This is a genomic window from Anoxybacillus sp. PDR2 (genome assembly GCF_009834045.1).
In the GTDB taxonomy this organism is placed as follows: Bacteria; Bacillota; Bacilli; order Bacillales; family Anoxybacillaceae; genus Anoxybacteroides; species Anoxybacteroides rupiense.
This window is the reverse complement of sequence record NZ_CP047158.1, coordinates 1760470-1782254: the sequence shown is the minus strand read 5'-3', so window position 1 is coordinate 1782254 and position 21785 is coordinate 1760470. Positions and strand designations below refer to the sequence as shown.

26 protein-coding genes, 1 pseudogene and 1 riboswitch are annotated in these 21785 nt (G+C 42.8%); of the genes and pseudogenes, 10 read left to right on the top strand and 17 right to left on the bottom strand.

Features of this window, described 5'->3' with window-relative positions; genetic code table 11:
* Window positions 1–64 precede the first annotated feature (64 nt).
* Window positions 65–484, bottom strand: a complete 420-nt coding sequence (locus GRQ40_RS08575; RefSeq protein WP_044742146.1) for a CoA-binding protein — start codon at window positions 482–484, stop codon at window positions 65–67.
* Window positions 485–805: 321 nt separating this feature from the next.
* Here GRQ40_RS08575 and GRQ40_RS08570 point away from each other — a divergent pair, with 321 nt between their 5' ends.
* A complete protein-coding gene (locus GRQ40_RS08570) occupies window positions 806–1330 on the top strand; it encodes a DinB family protein (protein WP_066149280.1) in 525 nt (174 codons plus the stop codon).
* 283 nt (window positions 1331–1613) lie between these two features.
* Here the strand turns inward: GRQ40_RS08570 and GRQ40_RS08565 are convergent, their stop codons facing one another.
* From GRQ40_RS08565 to GRQ40_RS08555, 3 genes are all read right to left on the bottom strand, one after another.
* Window positions 1614–2057, bottom strand: coding sequence for a GNAT family N-acetyltransferase (locus GRQ40_RS08565; protein WP_159719750.1), 444 nt, complete (start codon window positions 2055–2057; stop codon window positions 1614–1616).
* 914 nt (window positions 2058–2971) lie between these two features.
* Window positions 2972–3817 (bottom strand): TIGR03943 family putative permease subunit, encoded by an 846-nt coding sequence (locus tag GRQ40_RS08560; RefSeq protein ID WP_159719749.1) that lies wholly within the window; start codon window positions 3815–3817, stop codon window positions 2972–2974.
* A 14-nt stretch (window positions 3818–3831) separates the two neighbouring features.
* Window positions 3832–4833 carry a permease gene (locus GRQ40_RS08555; protein WP_236546446.1) on the bottom strand — a complete coding sequence of 334 codons (1002 nt, stop codon included), beginning with the start codon at window positions 4831–4833 and terminating at the stop codon, window positions 3832–3834.
* Between the two features lie 383 nt (window positions 4834–5216).
* Between GRQ40_RS08555 and GRQ40_RS08550 the strand changes: the two genes are divergently transcribed.
* Window positions 5217–6398: a GTP-binding protein gene (locus tag GRQ40_RS08550; RefSeq protein ID WP_159719747.1), complete on the top strand. Its 1182-nt coding sequence runs from the start codon at window positions 5217–5219 to the stop codon at window positions 6396–6398.
* Window positions 6399–6645: 247 nt separating this feature from the next.
* On the opposite strand, the gene GRQ40_RS18505 is transcribed toward GRQ40_RS08550, so the two are convergent.
* Window positions 6646–6735, bottom strand: coding sequence for a putative holin-like toxin (locus GRQ40_RS18505; RefSeq protein ID WP_231734645.1), 90 nt, complete (start codon window positions 6733–6735; stop codon window positions 6646–6648).
* Between the two features lie 556 nt (window positions 6736–7291).
* Between GRQ40_RS18505 and ylbJ the strand changes: the two genes are divergently transcribed.
* Together ylbJ and GRQ40_RS08540 are read left to right on the top strand one after the other, a co-directional pair.
* On the top strand, window positions 7292–8494 hold the full coding sequence (gene ylbJ / locus GRQ40_RS08545; protein WP_159719746.1) for a sporulation integral membrane protein YlbJ: 1203 nt from the start codon (window positions 7292–7294) through the stop codon (window positions 8492–8494).
* A gap of 560 nt (window positions 8495–9054) precedes the next feature.
* Entirely contained in the window at window positions 9055–9570 is a 516-nt protein-coding gene (locus tag GRQ40_RS08540) for a VanZ family protein (protein WP_063504914.1), read from the top strand.
* Between the two features lie 41 nt (window positions 9571–9611).
* On the opposite strand, the gene GRQ40_RS08535 is transcribed toward GRQ40_RS08540, so the two are convergent.
* Window positions 9612–9761, bottom strand: coding sequence for a hypothetical protein (locus GRQ40_RS08535; RefSeq protein ID WP_159719745.1), 150 nt, complete (start codon window positions 9759–9761; stop codon window positions 9612–9614).
* 269 nt (window positions 9762–10030) lie between these two features.
* Complete coding sequence (locus GRQ40_RS08530) at window positions 10031–10795, bottom strand: DUF1189 domain-containing protein (RefSeq protein WP_066149270.1); 765 nt, start codon at window positions 10793–10795, stop codon at window positions 10031–10033.
* 508 nt (window positions 10796–11303) lie between these two features.
* Here GRQ40_RS08530 and GRQ40_RS08525 point away from each other — a divergent pair.
* Window positions 11304–11594 carry a YqzG/YhdC family protein gene (locus GRQ40_RS08525; RefSeq protein WP_044743510.1) on the top strand — a complete coding sequence of 97 codons (291 nt, stop codon included), beginning with the start codon at window positions 11304–11306 and terminating at the stop codon, window positions 11592–11594.
* Window positions 11595–11654: 60 nt separating this feature from the next.
* Here the strand turns inward: GRQ40_RS08525 and GRQ40_RS18500 are convergent, their stop codons facing one another.
* From GRQ40_RS18500 to GRQ40_RS08515, 3 genes are read right to left on the bottom strand one after another with little or no spacing between them, the layout of a single operon-like run.
* Window positions 11655–11822 (bottom strand): hypothetical protein, encoded by a 168-nt coding sequence (locus tag GRQ40_RS18500; RefSeq protein ID WP_236546418.1) that lies wholly within the window; start codon window positions 11820–11822, stop codon window positions 11655–11657.
* The gene (locus GRQ40_RS18495) at window positions 11823–12023 is read right to left on the bottom strand and encodes a hypothetical protein (protein ID WP_236546417.1); all 201 of its coding nucleotides are present in this window, start codon (window positions 12021–12023) and stop codon (window positions 11823–11825) included.
* Between the two features lie 38 nt (window positions 12024–12061).
* Entirely contained in the window at window positions 12062–12631 is a 570-nt protein-coding gene (locus GRQ40_RS08515; protein ID WP_159719744.1) for an RNA polymerase sigma factor, read from the bottom strand.
* 427 nt (window positions 12632–13058) lie between these two features.
* Here GRQ40_RS08515 and GRQ40_RS08510 point away from each other — a divergent pair, with 427 nt between their 5' ends.
* From GRQ40_RS08510 to GRQ40_RS08500, 3 genes are all read left to right on the top strand, one after another.
* A complete protein-coding gene (locus GRQ40_RS08510; RefSeq protein WP_066149267.1) occupies window positions 13059–13541 on the top strand; it encodes a GyrI-like domain-containing protein in 483 nt (160 codons plus the stop codon).
* Between the two features lie 111 nt (window positions 13542–13652).
* Window positions 13653–14803, top strand: a protein-coding gene (locus tag GRQ40_RS08505) for an IS3 family transposase (RefSeq protein ID WP_201295982.1) whose coding sequence is annotated in 2 segments (ribosomal slippage) — window positions 13653–13908 and window positions 13908–14803 — 1152 coding nt in all. Because the reading frame shifts where the segments join, the coding sequence is not laid out codon by codon here.
* Window positions 14804–14892: 89 nt separating this feature from the next.
* Window positions 14893–15117 (top strand): DUF3892 domain-containing protein, encoded by a 225-nt coding sequence (locus GRQ40_RS08500; RefSeq protein WP_183186186.1) that lies wholly within the window; start codon window positions 14893–14895, stop codon window positions 15115–15117.
* 184 nt (window positions 15118–15301) lie between these two features.
* On the opposite strand, the gene GRQ40_RS08495 is transcribed toward GRQ40_RS08500, so the two are convergent.
* From GRQ40_RS08495 to GRQ40_RS08475, 6 genes and pseudogenes are all read right to left on the bottom strand, one after another.
* Window positions 15302–15832 carry a YcxB family protein gene (locus GRQ40_RS08495; RefSeq protein ID WP_159719743.1) on the bottom strand — a complete coding sequence of 177 codons (531 nt, stop codon included), beginning with the start codon at window positions 15830–15832 and terminating at the stop codon, window positions 15302–15304.
* Between the two features lie 51 nt (window positions 15833–15883).
* On the bottom strand, window positions 15884–16468 hold the full coding sequence (locus GRQ40_RS08490; protein WP_236546416.1) for a nucleotidyltransferase family protein: 585 nt from the start codon (window positions 16466–16468) through the stop codon (window positions 15884–15886).
* A complete protein-coding gene (locus GRQ40_RS08485) occupies window positions 16468–16845 on the bottom strand; it encodes a DUF4306 domain-containing protein (protein WP_255458407.1) in 378 nt (125 codons plus the stop codon). Before GRQ40_RS08485 ends, GRQ40_RS08490 begins: the two co-directional genes overlap by 1 nt.
* Before the next feature lie 26 nt (window positions 16846–16871).
* Window positions 16872–16931 (bottom strand): annotated as a pseudogene (locus tag GRQ40_RS18750) (hypothetical protein); the annotation flags it as partial.
* Between the two features lie 468 nt (window positions 16932–17399).
* Window positions 17400–17900, bottom strand: a complete 501-nt coding sequence (locus tag GRQ40_RS08480; protein WP_159719742.1) for a GNAT family N-acetyltransferase — start codon at window positions 17898–17900, stop codon at window positions 17400–17402.
* Window positions 17872–18333, bottom strand: a complete 462-nt coding sequence (locus GRQ40_RS08475; RefSeq protein ID WP_236546415.1) for a GNAT family N-acetyltransferase — start codon at window positions 18331–18333, stop codon at window positions 17872–17874. The genes GRQ40_RS08480 and GRQ40_RS08475 overlap by 29 nt, the downstream gene beginning before the upstream one ends.
* A gap of 318 nt (window positions 18334–18651) precedes the next feature.
* Here GRQ40_RS08475 and GRQ40_RS08470 point away from each other — a divergent pair, with 318 nt between their 5' ends.
* Window positions 18652–19263 (top strand): molybdopterin-dependent oxidoreductase, encoded by a 612-nt coding sequence (locus tag GRQ40_RS08470; RefSeq protein WP_159719741.1) that lies wholly within the window; start codon window positions 18652–18654, stop codon window positions 19261–19263.
* A 38-nt stretch (window positions 19264–19301) separates the two neighbouring features.
* Here the strand turns inward: GRQ40_RS08470 and GRQ40_RS08465 are convergent, their stop codons facing one another.
* A complete protein-coding gene (locus GRQ40_RS08465) occupies window positions 19302–19880 on the bottom strand; it encodes an ECF transporter S component (protein WP_159719740.1) in 579 nt (192 codons plus the stop codon).
* 149 nt (window positions 19881–20029) lie between these two features.
* A riboswitch (FMN riboswitch) is annotated at window positions 20030–20164 on the bottom strand.
* A 316-nt stretch (window positions 20165–20480) separates the two neighbouring features.
* Here GRQ40_RS08465 and pepT point away from each other — a divergent pair.
* Entirely contained in the window at window positions 20481–21713 is a 1233-nt protein-coding gene (gene pepT / locus GRQ40_RS08460; protein ID WP_159719739.1) for a peptidase T, read from the top strand.
* Window positions 21714–21785: the final 72 nt, after the last annotated feature.

Sequence of the window (21785 nt, the reverse complement as noted above, 5' to 3'; positions counted from 1 at the left end):
AAAATTTTTGTCGAAAATGGAAATGACCATCTTTCACAACTAAAGATGGCCGTTTTGATTCCATTCAATTCTTTTTCGTTAAAGCATGTTCTACTTTAATGCAGCGATCCATCACAACTGTATATCCTTTTTCTTTGAGAAATTCATAGGCTTCCTCATTGGCTACACCCAGCTGCCCCCAAAACACATCGGCATCGATTTGTGCAAATTCACGGGCAATTTCCGGCAAATGCTCTGAACGGCGAAACACGTTCACAATATCCACATGTCCGTCAATGTCCTTTAATGATTTAACAGCCGGAATCCCTTCCCATTCATCAATGGTTGGATTGACAGGAATAATCTCATATCCTGCTTCCTTCATCGCTTGAGCGATCATATATGACGTGCGTTCTGGATTATTGGACAGACCTACAACAGCAATGCGCTTTGCTTTTTGCAACATATCGCCGATTTCTTCGCGGCTTGGATTCACGATTGGCATATGTGTTCCCCTTTCGTCTCGTGTCTTGTGTGTACTAATTTCGGCATTGGTCAAAGGAATCCTGCTAGCTCGGACATTTTTCTTTTGGCCTCTTTTCATCGGAATTTCTATCATCCATTGTCGCCGGCGAACGAAAAAAATATTCTCAAGGGATTCAGCCGCAAAAACTCGATATAAGCCTATCATCCATTCCATCGTTTTCTGTTTTCATCACATTTTGTTGCGTATCCGTTCTGCTATTCGTCAAGTCTTCGGTCATTCTATTTGCATCATCCGCTGATTATGGTAAGTTATTAATAAATGATGAAAGGAGCTATTTCTATGAACTTTCAGTTACAAGAAGCCATTGAATTACTGCAGCGCACGCCGAAAACATTGGAGAATTTTTTATCCGGATTATCCGCTGGATGGTTGCAATGCCGCGAGGGAGAAGGCACATGGAATGCGACAGAAGTTATCGAGCATCTGATAGAAGCTGAGAAAACGAATTGGATTCCAAGGCTTGAAATCATTCTTCAAGAACACGGAGATAAAACCTTTCCCGTTTTCGACCGATTCAGCCATTTAAAAGAACACTCAGGAGAGACCATTGAAGAAAAGCTGCGTTTATTTCAAGAGTTGCGTGAACAAAATCTCGCCAAGCTAAACCATCTCATCGGCCCAGAAACCGATTTTGAATGGACCGGGATTCATCCAGCTTTTGGTCCTGTAAAGCTGAGAGAACTGCTGTCTACTTGGGCTGTCCATGATTTGACCCACATCGCCCAAATTGTCAGAGTGATGGCCAAAAGATACAAGGAAGATGTCGGACCTTGGATCGAATATTTAGGCATCTTAAAAAAATAGCAAGCCGCGCTTAGCTGAAATAAAATCAAAGATTCGTTTTGCTACGGCTCTGCTTTTCGCCGCAGAAGCGTGTTGTCGGATCACAAAAATCGATGCTTGTTTTCATTTCGCGCCAGCTAATGATCTCATGGATGTACTATATTTATGCTATGCTGTCATTTTGAGACATCATCTGGCTATCTCCTCTATCATACGGATTCACTCCAGCCGTTTGTATCTGCAAACAGCTGAATTCACAATACCCTGACGCTCGGCGAAAAGCAACAGGCAGCCGCAAAATCGGTCAAAGGCTCTTTTTCATCACGATCCGGTCAGCGCGGACGGTGTAGCCGTTTTTTCGATAAAACGCTGCCGCCGCTCCGTAAGCGGATGTTAACAAATAGATGCTTTTGACGTGTTGCTTCTGTAGTTCCTCCTCAAGAACTTGCAGCAGTTGAGAGCCATATCCTTTCCCTTGGGCTTTCTGATCGATGCACAACTCCGCCAGATAAAACGCCATCCCCTGATCGCTCGCTTTGCTGTGGCCAGCGATAAAACCAAGGATCGCTTCACGCTGTTTACATACAAATCCGATAAACTTAGGCGTATGCAATAAATCGGTGAGCCGCTCTCGAGCCGCCTCATACGTCCAATTCTCATTCCAAGGCTCACGATGAAACACTCTTATATACAGTTCGATACATTCCTGTAAATGTTCAAATGTCATTGGCACCACAATTTCTTCCATTTACATGTCTCCTTTCTTTGATAGAGAGCAAACATCCAAATTTTCACATTCAATAAAAGCAGCGCTTATGATACCTTTTTTAATTTCGTTAAATCCAATCTTGGGTTTGCTCCATAGTAAAAGGGGCCGAATAAAACTTCATCATGTCTTGATCAAAAAAAATGCTATGTAAAGCGAACAGATCGCTATCGGTAAATGGTTTCCATATCAATCGTGGTGTTTCCAGAATCACCCCGTTCCTCCCCTTTTTTGCTACATAAGTTTTGCTTCAGTAACAGATGATAAAACCGATTCGTTTTATTGTTCTCTTGCTAGATGAATCGTTACTCGCTCACATAGAAACCCGTGTTGGCTTCTCAAGTTGTAGAAATAGAAAAATATAGAAACCATTTTCTATTCTTAACTACATGATGTATTACATTCATTATCATAAGAAACTGTCCAAAAAGCCCTATAAGCATATAACCGTTGTTTATCTGCTTGTTATTTTACTAAATTCCAGAAAACAGAGAGAATCAAACTTTTTCCTCTATCTTTCCTTTACAAAATTCGCAGCACCGCCCCCGATTTTCCTGCTTTTTTGTCGCAATTTGCGCTTGCCGGGGAAATAGAACATTTCCTCTTTCGCTTTCCATATATTGTGTCATATGATCTATGCAACGATCCAGAAATAAATGGTAGTATAGAAAATGTACCCATGGTGTTCGTTGGATCCATTTTTTAGATTAACAGATTAAGAAGGGATCATGTTGGGCACACTTTTTTTCGCACTGATCGCCATCGGAGGAGCAGCCTCCTTTGTTGGCATATTAGCGGGCGGCGCGCTGATTACCTCGAGTCTAACGGAGCGGGTGATGAACGCCATCGCTTTTGTTTTGCTGTTATTCGCGCTCACGGTGTCTTTAAAATGGATATCAGTAAGGAGTGCGGTCATAAACATAAGGCTCATCCGGCTGTTGAACTTTTTTCACTGTTTTGATGTTGATACAAGGAAGGATATTTCCTTCATACGTTGTTTGGCCGATGACTCCTTTTACTTCTACCCATTCATCCGGCTTGAGCTCTTTTAGCTGTTCTCCGTTTGATAGCATTCCATAAACGGAAGCATCGGCAACACAGCAAGTAACAGCAAATCGCGCAATGACTGCTTCCCCTTTTGGAAAATCAGGTTCGCGATAGACAAATCCGGTAAGTTGAATCTCTTTCCCAATAAACTCTTGAACATGATTATGAATGATTTCCAGAGTGGCTAAATAGTTTTCATTCGTAAACTCTATCTTTTTCGCAGATTTTAACTTCTTAGCGAGCTGCTGTTTGTCAATGCTTTTTTCGGCTGGCTGCTGTTCGGTCTGTGCTGATTCGGTTAAGGATTGCGTTTGAGCATTCGCTGATGGATCGCTTTGCTTCTGCCCTCCACCCATTTGCACACCGCGCTTGGCAGCGACCGAGCTGTCCAATACTTGACTTGAAAACATTAAACCTGTGATGATGGGCACAATGAATAAAAGATAAATCATCCACGTCTTTAGAGGATGCTTATCCTTATGATGGCCGCATTCACAACCAACCGCATGATCGTGATGATCACTTCGCCAAATTTGAAAAATGCCAAGAATAAACAATACGCCCATCGCAAAATAAAGGAAAGGAAACATCTTTGGTGCAATAAATTGCTGGATTTGCCCTGTTACGATTAATTTAAACATGACTAACGCAAAGCCCACGAGCAGAACTCCCCGCAAAAAAAGCTGATTATTCAACTTCCTTCACCTCCTCATCCATGGATAAAGATTGTTTGATAGAGCCAAACAACCAAATAAACAACACATGTCAACACGAGAATAAACGCAATGACAAACCGTGTTCGAAAATAAGCAAGCAGCAGCAAGGTATTTTTCAAATCAAGCATGGCTCCATAAATAAGAAACGCTAAAATCGCGCCTGTAGAAAAGGTGTGACTAAACGAAGCAGCCACAAAAGCGTCGGCCTCCGAGCAAAGCGAGAGCAAATAAGCAAAACCCATCATCACAACAGGAGAGATGAGTTCATTGGCTCCAATTTGCAGCAATTCGTTCCGATTAAGAAACGTTTGCAATAAACTGGCTAAAAACGCGCCAATGATTAAATATTTTCCCGTGTCAAAAAATTCTTCGCTGGCATGATGCAACGTTTCTTTCCATTTATTTATAGAATGAATATGTTCGTGCGAGGAAGAGGCTGTTGGTTTGAGCGGATTCTTATGTTGAAAAAAGTGGTATAAAAGCAAGCCTACCAACACAGAAACGCAAAAAGCAAGGCCCACGCGAGCAAAAGCGATTTCGCTTTTTTGCTGAAACGCATAGTAGGTCGAGAGGAAAACAATCGGATTGATGATGGGCGCACTCATCAAAAATGTCATGCCAACTGCTGGCGGCATTCCTTTTTTAATCAGCCTTCTTACAATTGGAATAATCGCACACTCACAAACGGGAAAAATGATTCCGAAAAAGGCGGCAGACACAATGGCCACATACGGGTTTTTCGGAAGCCAACGCCGCAGCGTATCCTCTGAAATAAAGGTTTGAATCAAAGCGGATACAAAGACGCCTACTAAAATAAACGGAATCGCTTCTAAAACAATGCTTAAAAACATAGTATAGACAATCGCCCACTCTTTCGGCAATGTAAAATTCATATTCCCCATTCCATAAAAAAAGAATAAATATAAAAATAACAATAAAAGAACAAACGCTAGTCCATCATTGATTGTATGAGAAATCGCCTTTTTCACATTCATTTCCTCCATTCATGCTCTCGTTTCTTCTTAACAAATCGTAATTTTTCCTATTAACATATATACATAGATTGTCCACAAAAATATGACTATGAAATATCAATTGCTCCGTCAACATTTGTCGCCAAATGCGCAGATGATCTGATTTCGCTAGTCGGGCGACCGTTGGAAAATTTGAATCGGTTAGCTATAAGTGTGATTTTCTCATCGTATCTCTCTATAATAAAAAACGATGAACTTATCTTGAAAAATCTATCCGATCATGGCAGCTCAAAGATATATACATCCCTTTCATTCTCGTAGTTGCTATTTTTCTTATTTTCTTGTATGATTGACGTTGTTAAAACGTAATGATTACGATTTAATAAAGGAAGGAGTTACTTATCATGAAAAAAGTGCCAGTTACTGTATTAAGCGGTTATTTAGGCTCTGGAAAAACCACCTTACTCAATCATATTTTGCATAATCGTGAAAACAAAAAAATTGCCGTTATTGTGAATGATATGAGTGAAGTGAATATCGACGCGGAATTGATTAAACAAGGGGGATTCTCCCGAACAGAAGAAAAGCTTGTTCAAATTCAAAACGGCTGTATTTGTTGTACATTGCGCGATGATTTAATGAAGGAAGTAGAAAGATTAGTAGACGCAGGGGGAATTGATTACATCGTCATTGAGTCTTCAGGAATCAGCGAGCCGATTCCGGTAGCGCAAACTTTTACCTACATAGATGAAAATTTAGGAATTGATCTCACTAAAAAATGTCGTTTAGATACGATGGTCACCGTTGTCGATGCTAACCGATTTTGGAACGATTTTTCTTCTGGAGAGAGCTTGCTCGATCGCAAGCAAGCTGTCGATGATTCAGATACACGCGAAGTAGCTGATTTGTTAATCGGTCAAATCGAATTTGCTAATGTCATTTTGCTTAATAAAATCGATTTAATTCATCCCGAAGAGGCAAAAGAGCTTGAAAAGATGTTAAAAAAACTGAATCCGGAAGCGAAAATCATCCCTACGACATTCGGCCAAGTAGCGTTAGACGAAATTTTAAACACGCATTTATTCGATTTCGAAAGTGCCAGCCAAGCAGCCGGCTGGATCAAAGAGTTGAATGAAGAGCATACTCCAGAAACCGAAGAATATGGCATCTCCTCTTTTGTATATCGGAGAAGACAGCCTTTTCATCCAGAACGGTTTATGAAATGGCTTGAGAATTGGCCAGTTGAAGTGATTCGCGCCAAGGGCTTTTTTTGGCTTGCATCAAGAAATGATGTATGCGGCCTTCTATCACAAGCGGGCACATCGATCGTGATCCAAGGAGCGGGCGAATGGGTCGCTGCTTATCCTGAAGCTGAGCGCCAACAAATTTTAATGGAGAACCCTGAACTTCTTGAAAAATGGGATCAAACATATGGCGACCGCATGACCGAGCTCGTCTTTATCGGCATCGAGATGAATCAAGAAGAAATAGAAGATTCGTTAGACCAATGTTTACTTACCGCTCAGGAAATGAGCCAGAATTGGGAAACATTTTTCGATCCCCTCCCTGCATTTGTTGGTTCCTGATAAATGAATAAAGTTCAAATCGTAATATTTACGATTTAATACCAACCGTCTCACCTGCGGCTTCGCACAAAGAGAAATTCCTTGTCATTCCGACACTTTTATGCGTATAATAAACGTATAAAGCATAAAATAAAAATAGGACATTGGCGGCAACCAATGTCCATTCAATACACAGCTGACTGCAAGACGTGCAGCGGCCGAAAACAGGCGGTTGTAACCCACCCTCACTTAAGGCGAGCAGGGTGGGTTATTTTTTGTCTCTCGCTACAGCGATAACAGCTACCATTAATGATGCAAAAGCAATCATTAGCGTCAGTGTATCGGTCACAGATATCATCAGCGGCACCTCCCTTCTCTAAGGGAGTAGGCCGCTCCCACCCTGCATATAGCTGTGCATCTTTATTATAGCATAGATTCATCAATACAGGAATATATGTTCTTGTTTTTTATTCTATTTTTCCTCTTCCCTTTCCTTCTGCTCTTTTTCCTATTTTTTTGATTGCCTCAAACGTTTTCTTATCGATCATACCATACCGTTTCTAGATGGAACGATCATTTCTGAAAACCGACGGGCAAAGGCCCATCTATGTGAACTTGCTTTTGTCAAAACGCTTTCAGGTCCATTGATGGGATTGTCAAACGGTTCATCATTTACGCGTCTGCCCCGCCGAAACATCACATCTTCAAAGATTACGTTTCATCGATAGTGAAAGTTGATCGAACGTCAAAGAGTATTTCCATCCTTTTGCCGGCGGCGGTCACTTCCACGCCCCTTTTCTAACCAAGGTTTGATGGCAGCGGACAAACACGGTGCCATCAGTTCTAATCTACTCTCATCGCAAATAAACTTTATAACAGCAACATTAGCTTATCCATTTGAGGAGGATTGAGAAGTGTCCCGTTCCCGATTCAAAACGATCGTATTAGCCTTAGCAGCTACTTTTATTGCCGTCTCCCTCGTCTCCTTCCCGCAGGAATCCGTCAATGCTTCAAAGCAGGGACTGAAAATCTGGTGGGGGACCGTCTTTCCTTCGCTGCTGCCTTTTTTCATTATCTGTGAATTGCTGATTAATTTTGGGGTTGTAAAATTTATCGGTGTTATACTTGAACCTCTCATGAAGCCCCTATTTAAGGTTCCCGGCGTCGGGGGATTTGTATGGGCGATGGGAATGGTTTCTGGCTTTCCGACAGGCGCAAGACTCACTGTACTATTGCGGCAAGAAAAACAACTCAGTAAAGTGGAGGCAGAAAGGTTGGTCTGTTTTACAAATTCATCCAGTCCACTTTTTATCATCGGTGCCGTATCCATCTCGTTTTTTCATAATGCACAGCTTGGCGCCGTCTTGATTTTATCGCATTATTTAGGAAACATATGTATTGGCCTTATGATGAGGTTTTATGGAAAGGAGCAGCCACAAGATCCAAAGGAGGCCAGAGACGAAGCACTATTGCGTAGAGCCTTTTCCGCCTTGCATACCACACGTATGAAAGAAAAAAGACCGATTGGCAAGCTGCTCGGGGATGCTGTCATCTCTTCTGTTCATACTTTATTAATGATCGGCGGTTTTATCATTTTGTTTTCTGTCATCAATAGGCTGCTATCGAGTCTACATATTACCCAGTTTTTAGGAGAACTAGTAGCATATGCGCTTCGTTTGTTCCATTTGCCAGAAGCATTGAGCACCCCTCTTATATCCGGCTTATTTGAGATCACGTTAGGCGGGCAAATGACAAGCCAAGTCCAGGGAGTCTCTTTAATGCATAAAGCCATTATTATAAGCTTTATTCTTGCTTTCAGCGGTCTAAGTGTACAAGCTCAAGTCGCCAGCCTTTTAGCACAAAGCGATATCAGCTTTAAGCCTTTTTTCGTTTCTCGCATTATTCACGGATTTTTAGCAGGATTTTTTACTTTTCTTTTATGGGAACCCGTCTATCATGCCAATAGCTCGGCCCATGTTTTGCCGGTTTCCTTATTCGCTCAAGAAGGATGGTTTTACGGCAACTTTTTAACCTTAATGAATATAGGTCCTGCGCTCACCATTATTACCCTAATGATTTATATCATCATTTTTATCAAAAGAATGAAAAATGTCTAAGTGAGCAGCCGATCTCCTTGCGCCCCATCCGCAAGGGGATTTTCTTTGCAAATACCTTTTGGAAAAGAAAGTAATGGATTTTTTCCGATCTCTACAAACTTTTCATGGATCTCTCATTGTAGATAAGGTGCAAAATGAGCTTTGTCTTCCCTTTTTAAGCAGCTGATTTTCCCGATCGAACGGGCTTGAAAACGGTTAGACAAGATAAAAACAGGTGAAGCTAAAAGAAGACCGTGAGCGGACGTGCGAGGCCAGTGACGCGAGATGAAAGCGAAATGATCTGTCTGCATTCATCTCCGACGACAGCAGGGGAGGTAGGCCTACAAACGTTTTCCTCATCTCCATCTTCCTCATTCTATAGCAGCTGCCGCGATTGACCACCAACTATTTCGGGAAATGATTGAAATAAAAACGATGATCATTTAACATGGTAATAAAGCGTACAATGCCGTTGCGCTCCAAGCACAGAAGCAGCTGAAACATAAACATATGGGTGGAAGTGATCAGCACGGTTCAAACGCTAAAAAAATAAAACGATGAACTTTAGGAGTCGCAAGTGAATGAAAAAGTTTTTTTATCAAATGTTCGTATGGCTATTTTGTCTCTATTTATTTATTCTCACGAAAATGGTCTTATTTAAATATGTCTCTTGGAAAGAAATGATCTACCATTTCGACTTCAGCGCCATTCAAAACCAATGGCATTCAAGCAACTTTACTCCCCTGAAAACCATTATTTTTTATTTATTCTTTGCCGATGTCAATTTAAACATTAAAATTGAAAACTTAGCTGGAAACATTATCGGTTTTATTCCTTTCGGATGGATGCTTCCATTGCTGTCGACACGCTTTCGCAGCTTTTCTGCTACCATGCTTGCAACCTTGTGTTTAAGCTTTACATACGAAGTGATGCAGCTATTATTTGAATTAGGAAGCTTTGACATCGATGATTTAATTTTAAATACGTTAGGCGGAATGCTTGGCTATAGTTTAAGCCGACTCATTCAGCCAATATGGCACCCAAAAAACATGTGGCTTAAGCAGGCCACAGCTCACCGCAAAGAGGAAAAAGTGTAACATTTTCAGCTGTCAGTTTCCGCGTAATAAATGCCGCCTGTCTATTTTTGAGACGATTTGGCAGCTGGGCCATCCCCATGCCTTCGCTCAGCCTCATCAAAAAAACATACTAAGTTTTGCAGGAGTTTTTCTTCTTTTCCATCTAGAGGCTGTGTGTGATCCTTTCCAGGAGTAATCATTTGATTGCTCATAAAAAATCGTCCTTTCTGTAATGTTGTGTCGCAACTTCATTTTACTAGAAAGGATGATTTTTGTGTCCTTTTTAAATTGAAAAAATGAGGGGCTGTCCAAAAGGTCAGTTACCCTGACTTTTTGGACAGCCCCTATCTTAGGATCATGATTCACGATTCATACCAATCTCCTACCGCAGCTGATTTTTCGAGCAACAGCGCTTCTTTAACAAAGACGAAGCGCGGCTTAGCGGACGGCTCTCATCCCACACAAAAGGGGATCCGATCTATTAAAAAGCCTCTCCCGCTTGTTTTTTGATTTGGTTAATCGCCAGCCAGCTATATACTAACGCAACGATATAATAAATCAATCCCGGTAAACGGAAATGGAACAGCTTAAAGATCAGATCAAGGATGATCGGCAAAGATAATGAATAAATGCTCAAGCTGTATAGCCGGCCAAAAGGCAAGTTCGCTTTTTGTAGCTTAGAGATCACCAGATTGATAATCGCTAAAAATAAAGCGCTGAATATTTTGCCAATGAAAAAGCCGATCCAAGCAATCACTGCCACAATGGGAGCGAGCCATTTTAAATATGGCAAAAAGCCGACCAGATCTTGTTTATCAAACGTTACGCCTTGAAAATCACGAAATAAGAAAACTTGTGTTTGCCCTCCAGCTTGCTTGCTAATCATCCGGTCCTTTAAAATCAGCACTCCCGACGAGTACGGATTTAAACGATCTTCTGTTGTTTGGCCCGTCGTATCGATAATGACAGCGCCATTTTTAGAATCATCCAACACAATCGGCATCGTTCCTTCTACATTCAACTCTCCGTTTTGAAAGGTGAATTCCGGGATTTTGCTTTCTAATGTTCCGGTAAAATGGCCGATGCTTTGATTAAATTGATAGCCGACAATGATGCTATTCAGCGTGCCAAACAAAAGCGCAAATAAAAGCAAATATAAAAAAGCTTTTCCTGCGCCTTGCGCCACCATGTCCGGATAACGTCTGACATCCCCTACGCTATAGCTCAATTTTTTAAAAAAGTTCATTCCTCATGCACTCCTTCGAATTTCATAAATAGACGGCATTCGCTCCAGCTTTAAGGGACAGGGAACCGTATGCTCATGCTTTCCATCAGCTGATCTTCTGTTTGAAACATAGATCACATGCTGCAACACATTCCATATTTTTTAGTTCTCAACCTCGCCGCTTATCTTCCATAATATTAACGTTCAAAACGCAAAAAGGTTTCAATCGATATTGAATTTTTTGTAATAAATGAAAAAGTTCCCTTTACAGACGAGTGAAAACGCGAATCGGACAACAGAATTTTATAAGCAGACAAGCATCTTCTTTCTTTGCCCGCACTATTAAAAACGGAGAGCGATACACATCAAACAGCTGCATCATGAACCGTCATTTTCTTTCTCCGTTTTAGAGAGGATGAATAATCTGACAAGCATCGTGCACGCTAAACATAAAAAAAGAAAGGTTTTATTATATATGAAAAACAGATGGATCACTTTATTCGCTCTCAGTGTCTGGTCAGTTGCGGGGATGGGCATCCAACCGATTGAAATCGTCCATCACGCGATCGCCCAAACCGAAATGCCACCATATGCCAAATGGGGAAGACTCGCTCTTCAAAAAACAAAGGAAAAATATCCAAACGCCCAAATCGTCGACTACCTCCATATTGGCCGCGACCAACAAGCGAATGTGACGACGGAAAAATTTAAGCTATGGCTGAGAACCAACCAGAAAGAATTTGGTGTTTTTGTCAATATCCAATTTAACACCGCAACAGAGCGAGTAATAGGCATTACCTTTCAAGAAACGCCAAGATAAATGGCGCGGTGATTTGACCGCGCCGTTTTCGGTTCACTTGATTCTTATAAATCAAATTACTCACTCGGATACTTGCAATTGTATGAGATATTTCGGTGTCAAATGTTCAGACTGAACAATCATCGCGGCTATTCCTTGATCGCTTCCCGATTCGTGCCATTCGCCTTGTTCCCAAAACACCGCCTCTCCACTTTTGACAAACACTTTTTTGCGATCCGCCCCCGTCACTCAGCCTTCCCCCTGTACAAGAAGAAACAGCTGCGGCACTGGCGCTTCATGATAGCCGACCACTCCGTTCGCTTCAATGTACATGCAGCCGATGACGGCAGATTCGGTTAGTTTCGTTATTCTCTTATAGCTCGGTAACTTGGAGTTGTATTTTGTCATGGCGGTGCCGGCTTTTTTAGCAAATGTGAATAGGTTCATCATACAAGTCCTCCCAACGTTCTCTTCGCCTTTTCGAACATTCAACAGATAGAAAGAAAATCCTGCTTCCAATCGACAATCGCTATGTTACTGCCTATTTTTCTTACGGTACTATAAAATTTCGTTTTCACTGTTGATTCCGTTAAGCCAGTGGCAGAAGCAATTTCAGCAAAAGTATATTCACCAAACAATTTAAGACGGAAAATTTGCTGGGCAGACGCTTCAAACGTATTCAACACCGCTAAAATCCGCTCAACCTCCTCCTTGTATTCCAGCTTCAATGTAAAATCTTCTTCTTGTCCTAACTCGTGATCGATCTCCGTCACAATTGGTTGCTGTTTGTAATATTTTGAACGATAGTAGTCGATCGTTTGATAAGTGGCAATCCGATATAACCACGTTCGAAATGACGCCTTTCTCTCGTCATACGAATGGATCGAACGAAGCATGCTGATAAACGCTTCCTGGGTTAGATCCATTGCTAAATCCTTGTTTAATGTCTGCCTGTAAATATAAGCATATAGATCCTTATAATAAAAACTGACAAGCTGGTTAGCGGCATTGTGATCTCCTTTTTTGACTTTGGTGATCCATTCCTTTATTTTCTCCATTGACTTCTACTCCTACTTCTTTCAAAGGCTAGCCTTTCATTCATATATTCGTTATTTATTAGAAAATAGTTTGAAAGTTTCTCTATTTTATTTCAAATCTAGTACGCTTTGGCGTAACAAAAGCAAGTCACCGCCTTGCCTCCCACCTCCGCTCTACTTTTGAATGAACAATAAATTCCATTTATATGTAATATAACATTTAAATAATCCCCCAGTTGTCAAAAAAACGGTCCTCCGTTCTTGTTAAACAGTCGAGCCCCCTTTTTCCCATTCAAATCTGCCATCATTTTTTGCTTCCAAAAAACGTTTTTTCTAAACAGAAAGATAGGTAGCTACACACGAACATATGTGCTATAATCAAATAGATAGTGGCCATACACAAGCAAGCCTAGAATCGTTTCTTTATCTTGAGATGGGAGGAAAATCAATGAATCACCAAATCATTGAAAAAGATCGTTTTCAAGTAGTGGGAATCAAGCGGACATTTTCGCTAGTCAATGGAGAGAATCATACAGGGATTGCTAAGATGTGGGAGGAAGTTCATCAAAACGGCACCGTTAAGTTATTATCATCACTGAACAACGGCTCATTAAAAGGCTTGATCGGTGTATGTACCGCACACAGCGATGACCAGTCAGGACAAACGATCGATTATTGGATAGCCGCAGAGTATAATGGCGAGGTGCCTAACGGGCTGTTGGCGTTAGAAATCCCCGCTTCTAAATGGGGCATATTTGAGGTGCGCGGATCGATGCCGGAAGCGATACAAAAAGCATGGGAGCAAATTTTTTCAGAATGGTTGCCATCCCAGCATTACAAGCTTGCAGGCACGCCGCAATTAGAAGTATATCCGGACGACGATCCAACCAGCCCTGATTTTTATTCCGAAATATGGGTTCGTCTTCAATGAAGAGCGTTTGTTATTGAGGCTGTATGTGCATAAAATTGATGCTAGACTAAATAGTGGACACCGAGAATCGAGAATGCGACAATAAACCTAGCAAAATCGAGGTGTCCGAAGATGAGTCAGAAATATGACAAAGAGTTCAAAATCCAAACCGTAAAAATGATTCAGGAACAGGGGAAGCCGGTGGCGCAGGTCGCCCGAGAATTGGGCGTATCCGACAATACTCTGTACCGCTGGATCAACGAATTCAAACAGGATCCGGTCAATGCGTTTCGCGGCAGCGGCAACTTGAAAATCGAGGAAAAAACCCTTCTCGAAATGCAGAAACGAATCCGCCAACTCGAGATGGAGAACGAAATTTTAAAAAAGGCGATGCACATCTTCGCAAAAGACCGGAACTGATCTTTGCGTTTATCCACAAACACCGCTCCAAGTATCCGGTATCGGAGATGTGCAAGGTTTTGAACGTATCCCGGAGTGGTTATTATCAATGGACCAGGCGCCAGGAAAGCGAGCAAAAGAAACGTCGCCGAGAACTGGAACAACAGATTAGCCGTATCTTTGTGGACTCGCGTCGCCTGTACGGCAGCCCGAAGATCGCTCAAGTCTTGTGCCAGCAAGGTGTTCGGGTATCCGAAAAAACGGTCGCCCGCATCATGAAGGAACTGGGGCTTAAGTCGCGCACCGTCAAGACATACAAGACGACGACGAACTCGAACCACAATCTGCCAGTGCATGACAATGTGCTGAACCAGCAGTTCAGGGCACAAGCTCCCAATCAAGTCTGGATGGCGGACATCACTTACGTTCCGACAGACGAGGGATGGCTCTATGTCGCGAGCGTGATGGACTTGTACACGCGCAAAATCGTAGGCTGGCACGCCGATGAGCGAATGACCAAGGAATTGGTCCTGCAAGCTCTGGATCAGGCTTACAACCGTCAACGGCCGAAAGGCGAAGTCCTGCATCATTCCGATCGCGGCAGCCAATACGCATCTCATGAGTACCAAAAACGGCTCTTGAAATACGGGATGAAATGCAGCATGAGCCGCAAGGGCAACTGCTATGACAATGCCTGCATCGAATCGTTCCACAGCGTGCTCAAAAAGGAACTCGTCTATCTGGAGAAGTTCAGAACCCGCAAGGAAGCCCAAAGTCGGATTTTTGAATACATCGAGTTTTTCTACAACCGGAAACGCGTACATTCCGCTATCGGGTATCTTACACCTTTTCAATACGAACGAATGTACGGTCAAATTGCGTAATTTTCTCGATTCTGGCTGTCCAATCTATTGACAGAGGTCCAAATGGCTGACAAATCCCCCATACTAAAATGATAGAGGGGGTGAAAGTGATGAGTGAAAAAGTGGTAGCAGTCCGAAAAAATGGCGATGGCGATATTGTTGAGCTCAAGCTATCTTCTGGGCGGATTGTCGATTACAAACAGGCACAAGTGATGGCACAAAACGGCGAGATCGAGGGTGTAAACACATTTAGAGGGAAGGACGGCGACTGGCATCTGCGTAGCAATGCCGATGGAGATCCAAGCAACAATCTCGATAACTTGCCAACATTTTAAAATGAAAACGGCCCTGTTTCGAACGGCACTTCGAATGATGAGTCATGATTTCTACGTTTGAGGTGCCGTTCGTTCTTTGGGACTTTTTAGTAAGGTTATGGAAATGATGGAGTCACTGATATAAAATCGTTGAATAGTCGGCAAGCCATTCGCTTGCCGCTGGGATATGCCCACCGATCATTGATCACTTATTTTCTGATTCAATATGCTTAAGCTTTGTGTGAAGATATGATCGAATCTCCTCTATGTTTTTCAGCTCTCGCTTTGGAATAATATAAGCGCTGACAGCACTATTATAGAGATAAAAGCTGTGTCGGTCTTCCTTGAAAGCCTTTATGCCTCCCCAGCTTACTTTTGTTTCTCCGTAAGAAGTCGAGTCAACGATTCCTTTTTCTGTCATCACAAGATGATGCTCTCCTAATAACCCTTCATTATTTCCATCTTTCATCATTCTCTTTGCGCTGCGAATAATGGCTCGATCAAAGTAACTCGGATAAAAAATCACCCATAAAACCGCCACAATCGAAAATGTAATCAGCAATCCTAAAAAGGAAGCATGTCCGATTTCAGCAAATACCCAGGCAACCAAAAGAAAAAGAACGGGAGGGATAACTCGCTGAATCGCCAACGTTCTCCGGGCTGCTTTCGAATGCTTGATATGAAACAAATTAAACTGCACATAATCTTCTTCCGTTAACCGATAACGAATTTCCATGATTTTGTCTCCTTCCCTATGCTGCAATAGAAAAATCATTGTCTCGTGTTTTTAAGCATTTTTTAGTGTCACGATTGTTAGCTTGTGCCAAATGCTTGTCCACTTCTTCCTCCGCACTCGTTCTTCATACATTTGAGCCCGTTTTTTCGTTTCACAAAAATATGGAGTTGGCTTGACAAGAAGCTGACAAACATCTTCGACTCCCCAAGGTGCCGCCAAGACAACAACGCCTTTTTCATCAAGCCTTACCCCTAGAGCAGTGGCAGTTTCCGGAAATTTGGACATGGCATCGACGGAAGATAAATAAGGAGATCCGCCATTTATTGCATGCATTCGCGCCTGATTTTTCACCGACCATGGACGATCGGGGAGGAGATGGTACAGCTTCTGTTCCAGCTTCTTTTCTGCCGCTTTCTCCGTATGCTTGCCGTCAAAATAAATGACATCGATATCTGGAAGTGGCGTTCTTTCTTGAAATCCATGCAGCACATCCCAAATTTTCGCACGGACAAATCCGGCACACACCCACCAATCGGGCAAATTCAGCGACTGTACGGCTCGCAATGTTTCCATCATCCACTCGTCCTTCTGAATCCATTGGATGATATCACATTCGTTTTTCATCACGGTATCCATTATTTTAGCTCCTCACCTTGCCAACACTTTGCCCGAAGCACAGGCAAAAGAGCCATTGCTGCACTTCCGGCACCCGCAGCCATAAAAAGCATCATAAAATAATACCCACCGATCGTCGGGGAATCGGCTACGATCGCCCCCAGCATCCAAAATAGCAGACTGCCGGCATAAAACAAGCGAAAGCTTTTGTTGTTTCTCCGGCATAGCCAATACCCTGTTAGCATCACTATATAAATAATGCTCAATGCCATAAGCAAAGGAAAAGCAGGCTTGAATTTAGCAGCATAAATAAAATGATCGAGCTGTGAAATATCGCTGCTATTGGTGATGGAACATGGAGCATCTGTGAAAAAAAAGCAGAATACTTCCACTCCCATGGGTTAGACCTTATTTCGCTTCCTTCGTACCAAGAAGCAAGAGTGGAAAAAACAAACACAAAAAAGGCGAGAATATACTGAATCATCCAGCCCACGGCCTTGTTCCCCCTTTGTAAATGGAAATAGGTCGCTATTGCATCCATTACCATTTAAGCATATATACGGGAAAATAAACAAGATATTTCGATTCATACCACCTCTTAAACAAGCTCCTATGTCACAATCGCAAACGTTCCATTCGAATCTCCATAAGAAATCATTACGATTCACATAAAATCCAACGTTTCGCCTAACACGCTATGTCCGATGCTACTCAAATTTTCCAAGAATAAAAAAACGTAATAGAATCTCGATTAGTGCTACAGTAAAAAAGAAAACTGGCCTCCCCAATGCCCCTTAACTCACCGAGTACTTATTGATCGCTAGCTGCTCTATCTTGTTTATGTATGCGGTAGTAACGGAGCGTTAAAATGACATCATCAAAATCAAGATAAGCCCTCTCCGTTTTCTGAATCCCCGCTTGCGTTTTGGTTACGTGAAAAGGGAGTGTTCACCTACAGAAGCTTCGCCATATAATATTCATCGACATATTGTCCGTCGATTTTCAGCGAACGGCGTTTGATTCCCTCCTGAACAAATCCCATTTTTTTATAGAGAGAAATCGCGGGGACATTGTCTGTCACAACCGTCAGCTCCAGACGATGGATCCCTTTTGTCCGCGCCCAGCGCTCCAATTCTGTAAATAGCATCGTGCCAATTCCTTTTCCCCGATAGGAAGCACGCAAACCGACAACGATATATACAGTATGACGATTGCGCTTAGCGCGTCCGCCTCTTGCCACTAAATAACCGATGAGCTCCCCTTCTTCTGTCTCCGCCAAAAAAATCGCGGCATTTTCTTCATGCTCGAGCGCCTCAAGCTGGCGGCGCTGCTCTTTAACCGTAAGCGGCCGTTCTCCCGCTTCAAACAACAAATAGGATGATTCGCGCTCTACTTGCAAAATCAACGCTGTTAATCGTTCGGCATCATCCACCTTTGCCTGCCGAATGTTCACTCCCATCCCCTCCTTCTAAATAGATCTGTGCCAAATCCATGCTGCGATAACGAGCGAACGCCGTCTTTGCTTTACGAAATCCTGATTGAATATAAAACGGTTCGTTTCCTATCGTCGAAATAAGATGAATGCATGAAATGGCGTCAAGCTGTTCGAGCAGATCTTTCATGATCGCTTTTCCAATACCTTTACCTTGATAATCGCGGTGAACGACGACATCATAAATCGCCGCATTGAATACGCCGTCTGACAGAGCGCGGCCAAATCCAACCAGACGGCCGGAGCAAAAGGCAAGCGCTACTATATGACTCGCTTGAAAAACTCGTTGAATGATTGGTTCTGTATGCTTAACCCAGCCAACAGATTCGTAGATTTCTCTCATCTTTGTCCAATTCGCATTTGCGATATCACGCACAATCTGAACACGTTCCATTATTCTCTTACTCCTTGTCCTTACTTGAAGCTCTCTAACTTTCTTTCCATGCTTTTCAATGTCCAGTTTTGCATCCATATACTAACAATGAGAAGCACTAACATTCCTGAAACCATAAGCGTAGAAGCAAACGAAAGGAGCGAGCACTAGATATGCGGCGTCAAAGCTTCGTTCATAGGAACCCTCCTTTTTCATCGCCTTCTGCTTCCCGGAATATTCTACATCATTTGCCAGTTTCCTTCCGGTTTGTATTGCATTTTCTCACAAATCTCCGTATGATGGTAAATCATATCATGTTGGAAGAAAGGGTGCAGAACATTGACAAAACAACTGCCTCCAGGGCAATTTGCAACGGAGAAATGGCCGATTCTTCACGAAGGAGATGTATACGAGTTTCATGAGGCTACATGGAAATTCACATTATTCGGCGAGGTGAAAGAAGAGGTTTCTCTTTCTTATCAGCAAGTTATGGAATTGCCAAAAACGATCTCAACCATTGATATGCATTGCGTCACAACATGGTCCAAGTTTGACACGACATTTGAGGGCATTGCTTTTCGCGAATTTTTGCGTTTCGTCGAGCTGAATCCAGACGTCGCTTATGTCAAAGTTTATGGATATTTAAACGGCGATCCCTTCGGCTATTCAGCCAATTTGCCTCTTCATGCTCTCATGGGAGATGATGCGCTTTTTGTGTACCGATGGAAGGACCCTCATCACGATTGGCAAGAGATCTCGCCAAAGCACGGCTATCCGCTGAGGTTCATTCCCCCCGCTTCTTTTTATTTATGGAAAGGGGCGAAATGGGCGACCGGCATCCGTTTTATGAAAACAGATGAGCCTGGCTATTGGGAAGAGAGAGGTTATTCAATGACGGCGAACCCATTTCAAGAGGAGCGGTTTTCCGAGTCAACGCTGTCGAAGCTTTAACAAAAAGGCTGCGTTCGTAAACGCAGCCTTTTTGCGGCTCAGATGCGGCTTGCCGCTCGTTTATGCAGCCATGGACGAAGCCGGAGAAAAAGAAGCATAAAGACAACGGTTATAAACACGCCTTTTAAGGCATTAAATGGCAAAATCGCGGAAACAATGAGCGCTTTCGCTTCCGGGGCGCTCATTGCCGGCGAACCGAGAAAAATGGTATAGGCCGGCAGAAAGATATAATAGTTCAATACGCTCATCGCCGTTGCCATCACGATGGTGCCAGCCACCAAACCGATGACCATTCCCTGTTTTGATGCTGCTTTACGATAAATATAATAGGTCGGTAAAATAAACGTTATTCCAGCCATAAAATTCGCAAAATGACCGACTGGAACGCCAGTCGCGCTGCCGACAAGGAAATAGTTGAGCACATTTTTTAATAATTCGACGAGCATCCCAGCAATCGGTCCATACATTAGAGCAGCGACTAATGCTGGAACATCGCTAAAATCAACAAGCAAAAAAGGAGGAAATGGCGGAAGCGGGAAATTGAGCAGCATCAATAGATAAGCGATGGCGCTGAACAATCCAATCGCCGCAAAAGCGGATACGTTCATGTTTTTCATGGTGATTCTCCTCTCCTTCTCGTGACTCATCCTCACAAGAAGAAGGCTGCCGACTGATCATAAAAAACCCCTTAAGCCTAAACGCTTAAGGGAGGATAGCAGGCATGCGCAAAGAGACGTTCAAGCGCAACCGCCGAACGCCGGCAAACCTTCATCTTCTCCCATCCAGACTATAACTGTCGGCTCCGGAATTGCACCGGATCCTGCCTTGCGGCTCGCGGGCTTAGAAGCTTGTTCGCTTCATCACCGCCGGTCGGGAATTTCGCCCTGCCCCGAAGATGAATCAATCTAAATTTTATTTATTCCATTTATACTATACATGTTTTGCTGAATATTGTCTATGCATAAAGCTTCGCTTCTTAACGTTAAGGCTTTTATACGCTTCCCACGGTTGACCTACTAGATAACATCATTCATTCGTAAATCCATCTACTCGGCCTCAGAAACAGCCCTTGTTCAGAGCTCTTGTCACTCATTCGCATCAGAAAGCTTGTATCCGATGATCAATGGTCTAAATCAAGATTCCATTTTTCTTGAAATAAGCGTTTTATGATAAAATAACATCGGAAAAAGATAGCAAATCATAAGGAGATGGACGATATGAAACAAGAAATCATTGAGCGCTTGACTAGATATGTGAAGGTGAATACCCAATCTGATCCGAACAGCGACACGTGCCCTTCAACTCCAGGTCAGCTCGAACTAGCCAATATGCTGGCAGAAGAGTTAAAAGCGATCGGCATGACAGAGGTGACGGTTGATCAAAATGGCTATGTGATGGCCACACTGCCGGCCAATACAGAGAAAGAAGTGCCGACGATCGGATTTTTGGCACATTTAGATACAGCGACCGAGTTTACGGGGGAAAATGTTCATCCACAACTGATTGAAAGCTATGACGGAGGCGATATCATCTTAAATCACGAGCTTTCTATTGTTCTTTCGCCCGCCGATTTTCCTGAACTCGCTGGCTACAAAGGACATACCTTGATCACAACCGATGGAACGACCTTGCTAGGAGCCGACAATAAAGCGGGCATTGCTGAAATTATGACAGCGATGGCGTATCTTATTCAGCATCCAGAAGTGAAGCACGGCGAAATTCGCGTCGCTTTTACACCGGATGAGGAAATCGGCAGAGGTCCGCATAAATTTGATGTGGACGCTTTTCGGGCGAAATACGCTTATACAGTGGACGGAGGACCGCTTGGCGAACTAGAATATGAAAGCTTTAATGCCGCACAAGCGAAAATTATCTTTAAAGGAAAAAACGTGCATCCTGGTACGGCTAAAGGCAAAATGGTCAACTCCATCAAACTGGCCATGGAATTCCATAGCCAGCTGCCAGCTCATGAAGCGCCGGAGCACACTGAAGGCTATGAAGGATTTTATCATCTGTTATCCTTTCAGGGAGATGTCGAAAAAACCACTCTTTCCTATATTATCCGCGATTTCGACCGAAACGCATTCGAAGCACGAAAAACAAAAATAACGGAACTGGCTGCACAGTTTCAAGAAAAATATGGTAAAGAGCGTATCGAATGGGAAATAAACGATCAGTATTACAATATGAGAGAAAAAATTGAACCAGTGAAAGAAATTGTCGACATTGCATATGAAGCGATGGAAAACCTCGGCATTGAGCCAAAAGTTTCGCCGATCCGCGGCGGCACTGACGGTTCTCAGCTCTCTTACATGGGCTTGCCTACGCCAAATATTTTTACAGGCGGAGAAAACTTCCATGGCCGTTATGAGTATATTTCTGTCGATAATATGGTCAAAGCAACGCAAGTCATTATCGAAATTGCGAAACTGTTTGAACAAAAAGCATAACATCTTACATAAAAAGAAAACAAAAGGGCATTGGCCGTCGGTCATGTCCTTTTGTTTTTTCTATGCGTTCCA

Excerpts from the sequence above, each read along its gene's own strand:
- GRQ40_RS08575 (WP_044742146.1), bottom strand. The coding sequence starts at position 484 with ATGCCAATCGTGAATCCAAGCCGCGAAGAAATCGGCGATATGTTGCAA.
- GRQ40_RS08570 (WP_066149280.1), top strand. The coding sequence starts at position 806 with ATGAACTTTCAGTTACAAGAAGCCATTGAATTACTGCAGCGCACGCCG.
- GRQ40_RS08565 (WP_159719750.1), bottom strand. The coding sequence starts at position 2,057 with ATGGAAGAAATTGTGGTGCCAATGACATTTGAACATTTACAGGAATGT.
- GRQ40_RS08555 (WP_236546446.1), bottom strand. The coding sequence starts at position 4,833 with ATGAATGTGAAAAAGGCGATTTCTCATACAATCAATGATGGACTAGCG.
- GRQ40_RS08550 (WP_159719747.1), top strand. The coding sequence starts at position 5,217 with ATGAAAAAAGTGCCAGTTACTGTATTAAGCGGTTATTTAGGCTCTGGA.
- GRQ40_RS18505 (WP_231734645.1), bottom strand. The coding sequence starts at position 6,735 with ATGATATCTGTGACCGATACACTGACGCTAATGATTGCTTTTGCATCA.
- GRQ40_RS08540 (WP_063504914.1), top strand. The coding sequence starts at position 9,055 with ATGAAAAAGTTTTTTTATCAAATGTTCGTATGGCTATTTTGTCTCTAT.
- GRQ40_RS08535 (WP_159719745.1), bottom strand. The coding sequence starts at position 9,761 with ATGAGCAATCAAATGATTACTCCTGGAAAGGATCACACACAGCCTCTA.
- GRQ40_RS08530 (WP_066149270.1), bottom strand. The coding sequence starts at position 10,795 with ATGAACTTTTTTAAAAAATTGAGCTATAGCGTAGGGGATGTCAGACGT.
- GRQ40_RS08525 (WP_044743510.1), top strand. The coding sequence starts at position 11,304 with ATGGGCATCCAACCGATTGAAATCGTCCATCACGCGATCGCCCAAACC.
- GRQ40_RS18495 (WP_236546417.1), bottom strand. The coding sequence starts at position 12,023 with ATGATGAACCTATTCACATTTGCTAAAAAAGCCGGCACCGCCATGACA.
- GRQ40_RS08515 (WP_159719744.1), bottom strand. The coding sequence starts at position 12,631 with ATGGAGAAAATAAAGGAATGGATCACCAAAGTCAAAAAAGGAGATCAC.
- GRQ40_RS08510 (WP_066149267.1), top strand. The coding sequence starts at position 13,059 with ATGAATCACCAAATCATTGAAAAAGATCGTTTTCAAGTAGTGGGAATC.
- GRQ40_RS08500 (WP_183186186.1), top strand. The coding sequence starts at position 14,893 with ATGAGTGAAAAAGTGGTAGCAGTCCGAAAAAATGGCGATGGCGATATT.
- GRQ40_RS08495 (WP_159719743.1), bottom strand. The coding sequence starts at position 15,832 with ATGGAAATTCGTTATCGGTTAACGGAAGAAGATTATGTGCAGTTTAAT.
- GRQ40_RS08490 (WP_236546416.1), bottom strand. The coding sequence starts at position 16,468 with ATGGATACCGTGATGAAAAACGAATGTGATATCATCCAATGGATTCAG.
- GRQ40_RS08485 (WP_255458407.1), bottom strand. The coding sequence starts at position 16,845 with ATGGGAGTGGAAGTATTCTGCTTTTTTTTCACAGATGCTCCATGTTCC.
- GRQ40_RS08475 (WP_236546415.1), bottom strand. The coding sequence starts at position 18,333 with ATGGAACGTGTTCAGATTGTGCGTGATATCGCAAATGCGAATTGGACA.
- GRQ40_RS08465 (WP_159719740.1), bottom strand. The coding sequence starts at position 19,880 with ATGAAAAACATGAACGTATCCGCTTTTGCGGCGATTGGATTGTTCAGC.
- pepT (WP_159719739.1), top strand. The coding sequence starts at position 20,481 with ATGAAACAAGAAATCATTGAGCGCTTGACTAGATATGTGAAGGTGAAT.